Source organism: Rhodobacter sp. 24-YEA-8, from assembly GCF_900105075.1.
Classification (GTDB): domain Bacteria; phylum Pseudomonadota; class Alphaproteobacteria; order Rhodobacterales; family Rhodobacteraceae; genus Pseudogemmobacter.
The window spans coordinates 210138-224256 of record NZ_FNSK01000003.1 but is presented as its reverse complement, the minus strand read 5'-3'; the positions used below and the strand labels follow the sequence as shown (position 1 = coordinate 224256).

Below are 14119 nucleotides of genomic sequence, written 5' to 3'. Positions count from 1 at the left end.
CCCTGCGAAAGTATGCATGACGCCCCTCGGGTGCTTACCTCTGGGGAAAGTGCTACCTGCGGATCTTGCCCGCCTGAATGAACACAGCGCTAAGGCCTTCCAGATCGGCTTATCCCAGCCCTGATCACGTTGATCAGGCCGGCAACGCTTTGATGCATTGCGATCTCTCCGGCATCGCCCATGGCATTCTCATGCGCAGCGGCCGCATCGCGGAGCACCCCGGTGATCTCGCGCTCAGGCAAGAGGTTGTGGTCGTTCATGGCAAGCAGGAGCGCCTCGCAAATGGAAAGAGCAGCCATTCCTGCGTGATCTGTCTGACCGGGCATCGCGCAACGTCCTTTTGGTGTAGAAGGGATCAGGACACGACAGAATCCCGATGAACTGCCTCATCCTGACAGGAAGTTCTGTCGGCTGGACTGATCCAGAGCAGTCTGCCCGCATCCCTGTCGTGAATTCCGCATTAACCGGGAGACGCCGTTGACCCCTATCGCAAGCAGTCCGTTGACCCGGAAACTATCGGCCTTCGTCGCCTTGTCCGATGTCGATCTGGAGACTCTTGCGGGTTTTCACCGGCGGCGCAGAACTTTCCTCGCAGGTCATGAGATGATGCACGAGGGCCAGTCGAACGCCTCTGCCTACATTCTGGCCGAAGGCTGGGCCTGTTCCTACAAGATGCTGCCCGACGGCGGGCGACAGGTCGTCAACTTCCAGATTCCCGGCGATTTTCTGGGCTTGCGCGGCATCCTGTTCCGAACCTCGGACCTGAGTCTCGAGGCTCTGACGAGTATAGAAGCCTCCGAGGTCTTCGCGCCGGATATCCTTGGCGCCTTTGCCCACGCGCCCCGACTTGCCACTGCTGTCCTTTGGGCCTCATCCCGGGACGAGGCGATGATGGTCGAGCATCTGGTCAATCTCGGCCGGCGCTCGGCGGTGGAGCGGATGGCGCATCTTCTCATGGAACTCGGAGCACGGCTAAACCTCGTGGGTGCTGGCGACAGGACTGGATACTCCTGTCCTCTGACCCAGTATCATCTGGCTGATGCGCTTGGCCTGAGCGCCATTCACGTCAACCGGGTGCTGCGGCAACTGCGAGAGGACGGGCTGGTCACGTTCCAAAAGGGCAGGGTTGCCTTCGGCGACTTCGATCGGCTGCAGAGCCTCGCAGGCTTCGATACCGCCTATATGGACCATGAGGGTCCGCTGCTGCGCTGATGGCCTGCCTGCAAAGACCGATTGCGGGTGCGCGGTCGACCCGACAAGCGAGGCTACGCAGCCCGCACACCGGAATCTGCCGGTTGTGAGCTCCGCAGCCTCGCTGGAACTTGTTAAAACCTGCCGATGGAATGCACCGACAGCGTCTTGCAGTATATCGGTGAAGTGGGGGACCGGACTGATCCAGGTTTGCGTGGGCTCGATATACACGGAGACATCCGCTTCTGCGGCGCAGGGAGGTCCGACTATGGCCGGCCGCTTTGTTACTGGCCTGATTCAGATCAGATGCTAACACCGATCAGCCTCTGTGTCGGCAGATGGCCGTATAGTCGGAACGTTCCGTGTGGCACCGTACCCGAAGGGAAGGCGTGACGCACGGACGAGGTTTTCAGACCTGATCGGGAGCTACAGATGAACATTCGGTCATCCACGAAGAAGGTAACTTTCACCCATCCCTTCACCTTGCCCGGCTATGCCGACCTGCTGCCCGCGGGGAGCTATGATGTCCTTGTCGAGGAAGAACTTCTGCAAGGTTTGAGCTTTGAGGCTTACCGCAGGACCTCGACCTGTATGATGATCACCGGACAGGCCGGTCGGGTCGAGATGCGTCCGATTACGCAGAAGGATCTCGACGCCATTATAGGACGCGACCTTGCAGCACCCCCTCTGAGGGGGGCCGCAGAGTGAGCGAAGATCCGGTGAACCTTGATGACCGGCGCAGCACCGAGGGCCAGATGGCCACAGATTTCCGCCGTCATGCCCTGAGGGAGTTCGAAGCCGATCAGCAGGCCTTGCGCAAACGTCAGGATGAACTTGAAGCGCAACTTCTCGCCGAGCCATCGGTGACCTGGCTCGCGGCAGCCGTGAAGGCCCAATACCTGATCCGCCGCTACGCAGAGACCACCGAAGCACGGGACGCCCGGAAGCAGAAACTGATCCAACGCGCCCTTGGAGATCTTGCGCGGTTGATCGAGGGCGAGCCCAAAAAACATGAATAATTTCCCGCCAGAAGATACCTTTGTGCAACCAGCCCGGGCGGATGCGCCGAAGGAACGAACCTGCCTGCGCTGCCAGACGATGTTCTGGAGCGAGGGGTTCGGCGAGCGCATATGCAAACGCTGCAAGGGCTCACATTCGTGGAAGGATGCCGTTCCCGTTCCTCAGGGCTCGTCGCGGAAGCGCTGAAAACTCATTATCTGCGAGTATAGTTACAGAGAAAAGCAGGATACATGTGTTTGTTCTGGAAACGGTTCACACGACCAAATACCGATATCGAAGCGAGGTATCCCTCGGACCGCACCGCATGATGCTTCGACCGCGCGAGTCGCGAGACTTGCGCCTTCTCTCCCATGACGTCTCCCTGTCTCCGGCGGCGGAACTGTCATGGGCGAATGATGTTTCGGGCAATGTGATTACCACGGCCATATTCCTGCAGCCGACAGCCTGCTTGCAGATCGAGAGCCGTGCACGGATCGAGTTAACGGCATCGCCTTCACCAGGGTTTTCCATTGCGCCGTCTGCCATGCGATGGCCCTTCCTCTACTCCGGTGACGACTGGACTGATCTCGGCGCTCTGGCCATGCCGCAATACCCGGACCCGGAAGGCCACTTCTCTCGCTGGGTGGAGGGCTTTGTCTACGGCTGGCGCACGGATACGCTATCCCTGCTCATGGATATAAGTGACGGAATATCTGATCGTGTTTCCTATCAGAGCCGGGAGACCGAAGGCACACAATCGCCGCTCGAAACCCTCCACCGTGGCTGGGGTTCATGCAGGGATTTCGCAGTCATGCTGGCGGAAGCCGCGAGGATACTCAAGTTCGGCGCCCGTATCGTATCCGGGTATCTGTTCGATCCTCGCGATAATCTTGTCGGGTCCACCGGACCGGGTTCGACCCATGCTTGGACCGAAATCTATGTCCCCGGCGCGGGCTGGATTACGTTCGATCCGACCAATCGAAGTGTGGGCGCAAGGAATCTGATTCCGGTGGCCGTGGCTCGGGATGTGCGCCAGATCGCCCCGGTTTCGGGCAGTTTCATCGGCAACAGTGATGCCCTCGTCGAGATGGCCGTCAGTGTCACCGTGACTGCAGGAAACTTCCAGCAGGCATCATCGTAAAGAGACTCTGCGCGACTGCCCGGACCGAGTTGTCGACCATCACACGGAGTGAAGCGGAATGTGCAAACGAACCAGCTGCCTTGCCCCGTCCAGCAGCACCCTTGTGTCGTTATCCTCCACATTTATGAAACCGTCTGGCGCAATGTCGCCCTGCTTCACCCGGATATCGATGGCGGTGCCAGCCACCTGCACCTTTGCGGAGAAGCCAGGCCAATGTGCAGGCAAGCACGGCGCGATCCGCAGGTGGTCACCCTCGCGCCGGATACCCAGAATGCCCTCGACCGCAGCGCGATACATCCATCCCGCAGACCCGGTATACCATGTCCAGCCGCCCCGTCCCTCATGCGGGCCGACTGAATAGACATCCGCCGCCACGACATAAGGCTCGACCTTGTATCGTCCGGCGTCTTCCGCTGTCAGCGCATGATTGATCGGATTCAGCATCGCGAACAGGCGCACTGCGCCGTCACCGTCGCCAAGCTTCGCCCGTGCCAGTACCGCCCACATCGCGGCATGGCTGTATTGCCCACCATTTTCACGCAGACCAGGGGGGTAGCCGGCGATATATCCGGGATCGGGGCCGAAGCCGACGGCCGCATTGTCAAAAGGCGGGGTGAACAGCAGAGCAATACCCGGATCGGGGCGGATCAGATGCCGTTCGACCGAGGCCAGGGCCGTGGCGGCGCGGGCCGGATCAGCCTGACCTGACAAGACTGCCCAGCTTTGCGCGATGGAGTCGATCCGGCACGCGGTTCCAGCGGCCGAGCCTAGCCAGGTTCCATCGTCGAAGGTGGCGCGACGATACCATTCGCCGTCCCAGGCTTCGCCCTCCAGTGCCTTGCGCAGGCCGTCAGCATGGGCCTGCCAGCGCAGGGCATGCGCCGGATCGCGGACTTCGGCCAGGGGGATGAAGCGGTTCAGCGTGTCAAGCAGAAACCAGCCCAGCCAGACGCTTTCGCCGCGCCCCGCCTCACCAACCCGATTCATGCCGTCGTTCCAGTCGCCGGTTCCGATCAGCGGCAGCCCCAATGTGCCGGTCAGAGCGATGACCCGGTCGAGGCCATATATGCAATGCTGCCAGAGCGTCGCATCGCCCCCCGATGGCTGGGGCAGAAAGAATGCATCATGCTGGCCCTGTGCCAGCAACGGCCCCTCGATGAAGGGCACCCGCTCTTCGAGAACCGCAATGTCGCCGGTCACCGAAACATAGTCAGCGACGGAATAGGCCAGCCAGACGCAATCGTCCGATATCCGGGTGCGCACGCCCTGGCCCGAATGCGGCAACCACCAGTGCTGCACGTCGCCCTCGGGGAATTGCCGCCCGGCGGCGCGCAACAAATGGCTGCGAATGCGGTGGGGCTGCGGCAGTGTCAGCGCCATGCCGTCCTGCAACTGGTCACGGAATCCATAAGCCCCGCTTGCCTGATAGAAGCCGGCACGCGCCTGAACGCGGCAGGCCAGTGTCTGGTACTGCAGCCAGCCATTGACCATGATATCCATCGACCGGTCCGGCGTCTCCACCTGAACCGTTCCGAGCACCGTCTCCCAATGGGCTTCGACCTCGGCCAGCACTGCGTCGAGGTCAGCAGTGCGGAGTCTGGCGATCAGGGTTCGCGCGGTTTCGGACGAGTCGGTCTGGCCGAGGAAGTGATCAATGGTGATACTTGCCCCGGGTGCCAGATCGATCTTCCGCGACAAGGCCAGGCAGGGGTCATGTCCGGTGCAGGTTGTTCCCGACAGTGCTACTCCCCGCGCCACTGCTGCTGGTGCGGCCAGATTACCGCCCCAGCCCACAAACCTGGTCCTGTCGGTGGTGCACCTGGTCTGCGTGCCGGCAAGATCGGCAAATGCGACGCGGTCAGGAAATGCCATGTTCCAAGGGTTGCGCGCGAAGAGGGCACCGGTTTCGGCATCGCATTCGGTGATAAGGAAAGGCGAGGCGGCGGCGCGTGATATACCCATCACCGGCTCGGTATAGCTGACTACCGTCAGGCGCCGGGGGCGACCCGAGAGATTGTGCAGGCTCAGCCGCGAGATCTTGACCGGATCGACCAGCGGCACGAATTGCAACAATTCAGACTCAATCCCGTCCGCCTTGTGCGCGAACCGGCTGTAGCCGAAGCCATGTCGCGCAATATGCGGCCCGGGGCGGTGCAGGGGGCGGGCTGTCGGTGCGAACACTTCGCCCGTCTCATCGTCGCGGATATAGAAGGCCTCCCCGGTCGGATCGGACACCGGATCGTTCGACCAGGGCGTCAGCCGGTTCTCCCGGCTGTTCTCTGCCCAGGTGCTGCTGCTGCCGGTGGACGAGACATGGAAACCGAAATCATCATTGGCGATGACATTGATCCATGGAGCGGGTGTGGGTTTGCCCTTTTCAAGGATGGTCACATATTCGCGTCCACCTTTGGCAAAGCCGCCAATGCCGTTGAAGAACTCCAGATCCTGCGTCGGGTAAGCGTCTACAGGTATCGCCCTTGTAAGGGGTGCTGATTCTGGCGTCGATCGTGTGTCTGATGCCGCCTCATCGCGCAAGAGCAGAGCGATCTGCTCCGCCAGCGTACCGCGCCGTGCGACCAGCACGACGCGCGCTACGGCCATCAGGAGTGCCCGCGCCTCTGCCGGGATGATATCTGCGCGCAGTGCATAGGTTTTCCCTTGCCCGTTGTTTGAATCGGGGGTGTGGCTGCCGCGCAGCGCGGACTCGATCCCAGATTGAAGGCCTTGGACATAAGATGCCGGATGCTCGTTCAGGATCACAAGATCCACCGCCAGCCGTTTGCCGCGCCAGTATTCCTGGGCCAGCAGCATCTCATGGACCTGCGCCATGTCTGCCATATCATCGATGCGCAAAAGCACGATGGGCAGGTCGCCCGAAATCCCCATGGGCCAAAGTGCCGACTGCTTGCCAGCCCCTTGAGCAATCTGGTCGGGCCGGGCGCGGAAACGCCTGTCAGAATAAAGGATCGGCGCGATGAGGCGCTGGAAACCGGCCGCCTGTGCTGGCTTGACCGCGAGGTGGCGTAACTGGACCTGTGCCTGAGTCCAAGCGAGCGTTTTTGCCCGATCAAAGGCGTTGCGGTCATGATGACGATCGATCAGATCAAGCAGTTCGGAACGCGTCTGCGCAACGACCATCCAGAACGCCAGCTTCACAGTGCCGCCTGCTGGTATCGTGACGCGCTGGCGCAGGGCGAAAACCGGATCAAGCACGGTTCCGACCCCGCCCTCCAGCCTGTTCCCTGCCGCCAGCGCCTGCGCCGAGGACAGGTCGTTGTCGCGCCCGATAAAGGCCGCGCGGTCGGTTTCGAATTCCATCGCAGCGGAGAGTTCACCCTCCACCACCAGAAAATGCGCCGCCCAGACCGCCGGTTCATCGGGGGAACGCGGTCTGCGCGTTGCGATGACTGCACCGAATTCTGGCAGGTATTCGGTCTGCACGAACATCCGGGCAAAGGCTGGATGCGCCGCATCCGCCGCCGGTGTGGTCAGGGCCAGTTCGGCATAGGACGTCAGTTCCACCTCGCGCGGACGGCGAGACGTGGAACTGATCGAAACAAGGCGCACCTCCGCGTCATCCTCGCCAGAGACCAGCACATCCATCGCCGTGGACAGTGTGCCTTTGCGGTGGGTGATCGCGGCGCGGTCTTCAAAGAAATGCACCTCGCGCTTATCCGCGCCCGCAGGCGCGCCGACCGGGGAAAGGCGGCCATCCGACAAGTCGCGCAGCCAGATCTGAGTGGCGCCGGTATCGCGGGTGGGATCGGCCTGCCAGCGCGTCAGGGCGATGTCGCCCCAGCGGCTGTAGCCGCCACCTGTTGCGGTCAGCATGACCGCATAATTGCCGTTCGACAGGATGTGGCTGACCGGCGGACCTTGTGGGGCGCCTTCGATCAGCGCCATGCGCTGCATATCCAGCGCGCTTGGGCTGTCGGGCACCGCAACGGCTTCGGGAAGCGGCTTCACGGCCGGAATGTCGCGCGGGATGCGTTCCTGCAAGACAAGCTCGGTCGCGCGGATCATCGGCTCGGCATGGAAATGCGCCCGCATACGGCCAGACTGCAGAACATTCGCGATGGCGACGATGGTCATGCCCTGATGATGCGCCATATAGCTGTGAACCACAGCAACTGTTTCGCCTTCGGGTAGTCGCGATGGCGTGAAATCCAGCGCCTCATAAAATCCGTAGCGACCACGGCCCCCGGCCGCCTCCAGCGCAGCGTAGTTTCGGCGCGCCTCTGCCGGGGCGAACATCGCGGCAAGCCCGGTCGCATAGGGTGCCACGACGAGGTCGGTCGCAAGGCCGCGCTTAAGCCCCATTCCCGGGATACCGAAGGTGGAATACTGGTAGTTCATGTCCAGATCACGAGCGTTGAAGCCGGATTCCGAAATGCCCCAAGGGACCCCACGCCGGTGTGCATAGGCGCGCTGCCCCGCCACCACCTGCCGGTTGGTTTGATCAAGCAGGCTACCCGCAGGCTCCTCCATCACCAGTGACGGCATCAGATATTCGAACATCGAGCCGGACCATGATACCAGAACCGATCCGCCGCGCGCGGGCGTCGCTGAGCGACCCAGGCGGAACCAGTGGCGCACCGGCACATCACCCTTGGCAATGGCGAAGAGACTGGCCAGCCGCGCCTCGGAGGCCAGAAGATCATAGCAACTCTCGTCAAGGACATTGTCGTCGCGCGACCAGCCGATCGACAGAAGTTTGCGGTCCGGATCGAACAGGAAGGCGAAATCCATCGCCAGAGCCATGGCACGTGCCTGCGCTGCCAATGCCTGCAGGCGCGGCGGCAGCGCGGCGGGATCATAGGGGTGGGCATTGCGCGCGCATTGATCGCTCAGGGCCTGCAACCAGCCGTCAAGATCATCGGCCAACGGTTCGTTCGCCAATGCCCCTTTAGCCTTTATGGCGAGACGAAGGATGGCGGGCCAGGCAACGCTTTCCCCGGGCATGAGGATTGCGGCCTCCAACCCGTCCAGGAGGCCGCTCATCGGCACTCTGCCACCACTACGTGACTGCCGCGCAAGTTGAAGTGTATCGACAAGGCCCGCGCGCTGCGTGTTGCTGTCCGGCCAGCCTTCGTCCCTTGCCCAGCTTTCGCAAGCGTTTGCCAGGGCGATCAGATGCCCCGCCAGATTTCCGCTGTCGACCGATGAGACATAGGCCGGGTTGAGCACCCGACCATCCGCCGTCCCATACCAGTTGTAGAAGTGCCCCCGATGCTTCGGCAGTGCCTGCATCGTGGCAAGAGTCGCCTCCAATCTCTCTGTCGCCTCGACAGTTCCGATCCAGCCGAAGTTCCGGGCGGCCACGCAGGACAGCAGATAGAGACCCATATTGGTGGGCGAGGTGCGAGCGGCAGTCAGCGGCACCGGGGTTTCCTGATGGTTGTCCGGTGGCAGATGGCTGTGTCCCGCGGTCACGAAGGCCTCAAAGTAGCGCCAGGTCGCACGGGCGATCAGCCGCAGCTCACGCGCGGCATCGGTAGAGAGGGAGTCCTCAAGCGCGCGGGTGGATGGACGGCTGATCCGCAGTGCGATGAACGGCGCACAGAGCCACAGAGCGGCGAAAGGCAGCGCCAGCGCGGCTGAAGCGGGGGCCAGCGTCACGGCGCCCGCCACCAGAAAAACACCCAGCACCATCCCGCCCGCCATGAAGCGTGACATGTCCCATAACCCGGCGCGCGTCCGGCGCGCGGCCTGTGCCGCCGTGGTCCATTCCAGCAGATGACGATGCGAGAAACCGGTCCGCCAGAGGGTGCGAAACACCGCATCCATCATCCGCCAGGCCGTATCGGCCAGGAAGGTCACCGCCAGCCCGACCCGCAGACCGGCGAGGACCAGATCGCCCACCGACTGGCGCAGCTGGCTGGCAAGATCCAGCCCGGACCGGCGCGGGATCAGCCCCAGGATCGCCGGCCAGACCACCGGCACTGCCAGCGCGGCCATGAGCAGCAGCGTTGCGCTCAGCGCAGCCCCCCCCGGCAGCAGCCAACCCAGCGTCAGGGCGGCGAGCATCGACGGTGCGATCAGCGAGCGGCGCAGCGTATCGGCCATCTTGACCCGGCCCAGCACCGGCACACCGGATGCGAAGAGCCAGCGCAGGAGTTGCCAGTCACCCCTTGTCCAGCGATGCTGGCGACGGACGGCAACGTCAAAACGGCCGGGAAAGGTCTCAACCAGTTCCACATCCGAGGCCAGACCCGCGCGGGCGAAAATGCCCTCAAGCAGGTCATGGCTCAGCAGGGTATTGTCGGGAACCCGCCCCTTCATCGCCGCCTCGAAGGCGTCGATGTCATAAATGCCCTTGCCGGTGAACGACCCTTCGCCGAACAGATCCTGCCACAGATCCGAGGCCGCCGATGCATAGGGATCCATCCCGCCAGGCCCGGCGGTCGCCTGTTGGTAGAGCGTCGCAGGCGAGCCCGGCTCCAGGGATGGGGTGATACGCGGTTGCAGAATACCATAGCCGCTGGTCACACGGCCTGAGCCCGGTTCGAATGCCGGGCGGTTCAGCGGGTGAGCAATCTTGCCGATCAGGCGCGCCGCAGTGTCGCGCGGCATCCGCGTATCGGCATCCAGCGTGATGACATAGCGCACGCGGGCAGGAACGACGGGCACTCGTCCATCAGCATCGCGGAACCCGGTATCCGTTGCACCACGCAGCAGGCGGTTCAGTTCGTGCAGCTTGCCGCGTTTGCGTTCCCACCCCATCCAGACGCCCTCGGAGGCATTGAACTGCCGGGAGCGGTGCAGATGCAGGAAACGCGGGCCGGCCGGGCCAGGCGGATGGCGGCGGTTCAGCTCTGCAATGCCTGCGGCGGCCAGGGCCAGCAGTGCCGCATCACCGGGCATGACCTCCTGCGTGGCGTCGACATTGTCCGTCAGAAGCATGAAGGTGAGATCACCGCCCGCACCGGAAAGATGATGAACCTCCAGCGCCTCGATCTGCGCGCGAAGATCCTCTTCACCGGAGACCAGCACCGGCACCGCGACAACAGTGCGAAATTCAGAGGGTACACCTGCCCGCAGGTCGAGGCCCGGCAACAAGGTTGCCCCGACACCTGCGCCCACGATGCGGTCAACCAGCATCACCGCAACACCGCTGGCCGGCAACATCATGGCCAGAAGCCAGAGCGTGCCCACAACTCCGCCCGCGATCCACATCCCGCAAAGCGACAGCAACGCCAGCGTCAGAACCGCAATTGCGCCAAGATAGCCACCCAAGCCCGCCGCGATGCCCCATCTGTGAACCCGCAGGTGGACAGGGGGACGAAAGCCGATCTCTTGTTCAAAGGCCGGTCTCCCTGCCGCGATCAACGACCAGCCCGGATCCGCCTGCATCGTCCCCGCAGGCGCTGCCGATGCCCGCCCGCATGCCAAAGCGACGACGTCTCCCTCGCTTAGCGCCGCGCCGCGCGCGAGATCCTCTACCCCGCTACGGTAAAGATTGCGGCTGGGAAAATCCATGGCTGCATAGCCCGGATAGGCGCGCAGGTCTGCCTCAACCAAGCTCACGCTTTCAAACAGATCGGACCAGTCGGTCGCAGAAATTCTGCGCATCGCGGTGATGACATTGCGCAGAGTGACATTCGAGGCACCTTGTCGCTCCTGTGCGTGACGGACGACAGTGTCGATGGTCGTATCCTGGGCCGCCAGTCTCTCCTCAAGCCAGCCTGGCGCGGGATTGGTGCGCGGATCGCGGTCCCGCAGCCGACGGGCAAGCTGGGCGGCAAAAACCTCGGACAGAGGTTCCCTTGCCCGACGTTCCACCTCTGGCAACAGGGCCGAATGCGCCGCGCCCGGGGCGCAGATACGATCGGCAAGGCTGTCAGCGTCCAGCCGGTCGGCACGACCCATCGTCATCTGATCCGCCAGGCGGCGCAGGTTCTCGATCAGAACGATGCGCAGGGTGATGGCTACGGCCCAGAGCTCCCCGATCGTCAGCGGCTGCACCGTTTGATAGGCGGTGAGGTAACGGCGCAGGGTGTCCTGATCGAAATGGCTGTCGCTATGGGCCACGTATGCCCATGTCAGGCCAAAGACGCGTGGGTAGCCTGCGAATGGTCCATCTGCGAGTTTTGGCAAAAGACGATAGTATCCATCAGGCAGATCGGTGCGCACTTCGCGTATCTGCGCCTCAACGAGGTGGTAATTGTCCAGAAGCCAGGTCGCGGCGGGCACCACTTCGCGCCCGGCTGCCACTTCGCTGGCGCTGGCGCGCCACGCCGCAAGCAACACCCTTGCATTGTCGTCCAGCCGACGGCGCAATGTCCGGACCCTTTTCGTCCTGACAGCCACCGGCTGCTCAGACGCCAGAGAGATCGCGTGCTGCTCAAGCCGCTCGGCGCTGAAGAGTTCCGCACGAACAGGTGCCGTATCCGTCCAGGGCTGGCCCGGCACAATATTGCTGGTCGTCATCTGCCAGGACTTCGCTATTCTGCCAGGAATATGTTTGAAAGCCACTCCGAGGCCGCCGCTCAACCCTTTTTCTTCTTCGGTGTTGCCGCGGCTGCAAGCGTGCCTTTTTCGAACAAAGGCGTCGCCACAGGTGCGGGCTTGACCTGTTTGGGCTTCTTCGCCTCACGATTTCCGCGTTTGTTTCCCTTGGCCATCAAATCGTCCTTTAGCTGTTCGACCGCAAAGTCGAACGTGAATATACGGTCCTCGTGGGATACGAAGATGCTGAGAAGGGTTCGAACCAGCCATTGTATTCACCCCATGAAGGAGTGGTGACAATTTTTGGATAGAAAGACAGAAGTGCCTGGCGGAGCGTTCTCGACACCAGATCGACCTCTGGCACGAGAATGATGGAAAAGGCCACAAAAAGCAATCCCTCAAATTTGGCGGTGTTGCAGCTGTCTCGCAGGGCGCCCATAAGGTTGTATCATATCATGTAGTTGGGTCGCCTTCAGATCATATTTGAGAGGAACCTGATCGTTGCACCTTGATTTTTGAGAGTTATAGCTTACTTGGAATAAAAGCAGAATTTGTCTGGCCGGGAGGCTGGGCGAATGCGTGATTTGTCTCCTTGGTGAGAAATATCCGTAAAATTCTCTTATTTCCACATCGGCTTTTGCCGGTGTGGTTGTTGCTGCCTGATCTGCAGGCATGCCACGAAGCGGGGATTGATTTGGCTGACAGGAAAAAGAAGCAAGAGGTCCTTCGATCGTCACCGAGAGAAAGCATCATGGATCGCACCACCGTTGCTGCACGAGATATTGTCGAAGCGGAAGCCCGAAAACGCCATGAATTGACTCTGTCACTTCGTGCGGCTCGTTTGGCAAAAGAGGAGGAATTGTCCTCGAACCCTCCTCCGAAGAGTAAGTCTCGTCGATAATAAGCTTTCATAATTCGTGCCGGGCCTCATCAGAAGCAAGGCATCACTGAAAATAGAAGGAAATTTCATGATAAAATCGGACAAGCGCTGTGAGCCAATGCCTGCGCACTCTATTGGCGGCGTTGGCAGGACGATACACGCTGAGGCTGGTGCAGCGCATGATGAAAATCAGATGAAGGTCGGGGCCACCGTCGGGATCGCGATACGCCTTATGTCCGGCTACACAAACTGATCCAGGAATAGAACGCTGCCTCTTTTGGGCAGTCATGGTTCCCGTGTGAATTGGCAAGACAAGGCGACGTCAAGTTACGGCTCGTCCGCACCTGTCATAAAAGAGTAGCCGGGAAGGTAAAGCGGCGGAGCCTGCTCCGCCGCTTTGCTTTGCAAATCAGGGGAAGATATATGGGATACTCCTCGCCGAAGGTGCCTTTCAATCTGGCCGAATTTCTCAGCCAAAAAGCTGCCCCTCGATCATACCGGAAACCAGTTTTGGGAAAAAGGGCGGCATCCAGCCGACCGCTGGGAAAATTCCAGACCTCGGCACTGATTCGGAGGAACATTTGAAGGAAGAACCGGGTGATCGAAACAACCCGAAAAATGACTAACCTGCACAACGGGTTGGAGTTGATTGTCGGGGCTGATCAGATAGAGCTCGCAATTACATGCTCCTTGCCCTATAAGTAACCAGCATATGTTTTTTCGGACCTGTTCCTTTCGGCTCAGCATTCGATCTTCAGCTTTGCCGGGCTGCTACGTTGTGTGGGCAGCATATTGAAAAGGAATATCACGATGGCCATGGCACCGTGAAATGGTTCAACTCCACCAAAGGTTTTGTTTTCATCGCTCCCGAAGGTGGGGTCAAGGACATCTTCGTCCGTGTCACCGCTCTGGAGCGTGCCGGGCTGCGCGGTCTTGATGACGGTCAGGCCGTCTCGTTCGACATCGAGCGTGACCGCAATGGCCGTGAATCGGCGACGAACCTTACGCTCGCCTGAGTTCAGGCGCTCTGACACCACAGGCGGGATCGGCGCTGTCCGGACCTGCCCGCCTTCCTGAACCGTCCCTACATCACGAATGTACCGGTTCTCCATCTCCCTGAAAGATTTGACTTGATAGAAATCCACTGGGGGGAACCCCCTGTCCTTTGTCATGTCGCCAGATGGCGATATGCAGAAATTCAATACTATAGAGCAGGCACAATACTGGCTGTCCAGAAAGTGGCCCGTGTCGGATATCGCCCACGAACGGGCGCTGCGTCATGTTGATGCGGCCATGCACTGCATGGGTTCGGTCGGAACTGCGCGGCGCGCGTTCATCGCTGCGACCCGCACTGCGGGCTTCGTTCCTGAAGATCTCATTGCCCTGTCCAGCCGTCAGGCCGCCTGAATAACGGTCTGTACGCACCGGTCCGGTCCTGGTGCCGCCAGATCGGCCTGGCT

Annotated in this window: 9 protein-coding genes; 6 read left to right on the top strand and 3 right to left on the bottom strand. The window is 61.3% G+C overall.

The annotated features are described in order from the left end of the window. Positions 1–89: 89 nt before the first annotated feature. Positions 90–299: a hypothetical protein gene (locus BLW25_RS20095; RefSeq protein ID WP_394328453.1), complete on the bottom strand. Its 210-nt coding sequence runs from the start codon at positions 297–299 to the stop codon at positions 90–92. A 178-nt stretch (positions 300–477) separates the two neighbouring features. Here BLW25_RS20095 and BLW25_RS20090 point away from each other — a divergent pair, with 178 nt between their 5' ends. From BLW25_RS20090 to BLW25_RS20075, 4 genes are all read left to right on the top strand, one after another. Further along, the gene (locus BLW25_RS20090; protein WP_092903460.1) at positions 478–1212 is read left to right on the top strand and encodes a Crp/Fnr family transcriptional regulator; all 735 of its coding nucleotides are present in this window, start codon (positions 478–480) and stop codon (positions 1210–1212) included. Between the two features lie 411 nt (positions 1213–1623). Beyond that, positions 1624–1899: a hypothetical protein gene (locus BLW25_RS20085; RefSeq protein ID WP_092903458.1), complete on the top strand. Its 276-nt coding sequence runs from the start codon at positions 1624–1626 to the stop codon at positions 1897–1899. Continuing rightward, on the top strand, positions 1896–2210 hold the full coding sequence (locus BLW25_RS20080; protein ID WP_092903456.1) for a hypothetical protein: 315 nt from the start codon (positions 1896–1898) through the stop codon (positions 2208–2210). Before BLW25_RS20085 ends, BLW25_RS20080 begins: the two co-directional genes overlap by 4 nt. Positions 2211–2443: 233 nt before the next feature. Further along, positions 2444–3331 (top strand): transglutaminase family protein, encoded by an 888-nt coding sequence (locus tag BLW25_RS20075; RefSeq protein WP_290438713.1) that lies wholly within the window; start codon positions 2444–2446, stop codon positions 3329–3331. A 39-nt stretch (positions 3332–3370) separates the two neighbouring features. On the opposite strand, the gene BLW25_RS20070 is transcribed toward BLW25_RS20075, so the two are convergent. Together BLW25_RS20070 and BLW25_RS25250 are read right to left on the bottom strand one after the other, a co-directional pair. Then, positions 3371–11761, bottom strand: coding sequence for a glycoside hydrolase family 94 protein (locus BLW25_RS20070; protein WP_092903452.1), 8391 nt, complete (start codon positions 11759–11761; stop codon positions 3371–3373). A 59-nt stretch (positions 11762–11820) separates the two neighbouring features. Beyond that, entirely contained in the window at positions 11821–11955 is a 135-nt protein-coding gene (locus BLW25_RS25250) for a hypothetical protein (protein WP_092903450.1), read from the bottom strand. A gap of 1495 nt (positions 11956–13450) precedes the next feature. Between BLW25_RS25250 and BLW25_RS20055 the strand changes: the two genes are divergently transcribed. Beyond that, on the top strand, positions 13451–13675 hold the full coding sequence (locus BLW25_RS20055; RefSeq protein WP_092903585.1) for a cold-shock protein: 225 nt from the start codon (positions 13451–13453) through the stop codon (positions 13673–13675). 172 nt (positions 13676–13847) lie between these two features. Continuing rightward, positions 13848–14066: a DUF982 domain-containing protein gene (locus BLW25_RS20050; protein WP_253188599.1), complete on the top strand. Its 219-nt coding sequence runs from the start codon at positions 13848–13850 to the stop codon at positions 14064–14066. Positions 14067–14119: the final 53 nt, after the last annotated feature.